General features: G+C 67.9%; 1 protein-coding gene. It reads right to left on the bottom strand.

The features are described 5' to 3' along the window. Positions 1–1,055: amino acid adenylation domain-containing protein (locus IEJ02_RS47775; protein ID WP_317986117.1), on the bottom strand; the 1,055-nt coding region annotated here is incomplete at its 3' end. Positions 1,056–1,145 lie beyond the last annotated feature (90 nt).

The following is a 1,145-nucleotide window of genomic DNA, read 5'->3' as shown; positions in this document are numbered from 1 at the left end:
TCCCCGGTCCGGTACATCCGCTCACCCGGCACCACCCCAAACGGACACGCCACAAACCGCTCACCCGTCACACCACCACGACCAAGATAACCACGCGCCAACCCGACACCGGCCACATACAACTCACCCACAACACCCACCGCCACCGGCCGAAGCCGATCATCCAAGACGAAGACACGGGTGTTCACCACGGGAGACCCGATGGCGACGCTCCCGGCCCGTGGATCGCAGCGCCACAGGGTGGCGTCGACCGTGGTCTCCGTCGGGCCATACGAGTTGAACATCCTCACGACGGGAGCCCAGCGCACGAACAGTTCTCGCGGGCACGCCTCGCCGGCCACGACCAGGGTGAGGTCCGACCCGAGCGAGCCGTCCGCCTGAGTCGCCAGCACGGACGGTGGCAAAGCCACGTGTGAAACCACCTGCTTCGTCAAGAACGTCGCGAGGGCTTCACCGGCCCTCTGATCCGCGGGGATGACCACCAGGGTGGCCCCGGTCAGCAGCGCCATGCAGCATTCCCAGGCGAATCCGTCAAAGCTCAGCGACGCGAACTGGCCGATACGGCTGTCAGGTCCGACTCCAAGATGACGGACGTGTCCCTCGGCCAGGCTCGGGAGACCGGCGTGGGTGACAGCGACGCCCTTGGGGCGTCCCGTCGTCCCCGACGTGTAGATCACGTACGCCAACTCGTCGGGCCGCGACATGACCCCGGGCGAGGTCGTGGGCGCGGCCGCCAATGCCGCTGTCGTTTCCGGATCGTCCAGATTCAGCAGCCGAAGGCTGGGCGAGGCAAGCTCCCGCGTCAGTTCGTCCAGGCCGAGGACGACGCCCGTCCCGCTGTCGGCCAGCATGAATGCCAGCCGCTCCGTCGGATACTCCGGGTCGAGTGGCAGATAGGCCGCCCCTGCCTTCCACACACCCAGGACGGCCACAACCATGTCCACGCCCCGTGGCATGCACACCCCGACCAAGGACTCGGCGCGTACGCCCTGGGAGCGGAGATAGTGCGCCAGCCGGTTCGCGCGCGCGTCCAGCTCCGCGTACGCGATCTCCACCCCGTCATCCACTACGGCCGTCGCTTCTGGGGTGCGCGCTGCCTGGGCTTCGAACAGTCCCGTCGCCGTTGCGGCCGGTATCTGGCGTTG

Source organism: Streptomyces sp. 5-10, assembly GCF_014712245.1.
GTDB classification, from domain to species: Bacteria; Actinomycetota; Actinomycetes; order Streptomycetales; family Streptomycetaceae; genus Streptomyces; species Streptomyces violaceusniger.
The sequence above is the reverse complement of the archived record's forward strand: the minus strand, read 5'-3'. Positions and strand labels throughout refer to the sequence as shown.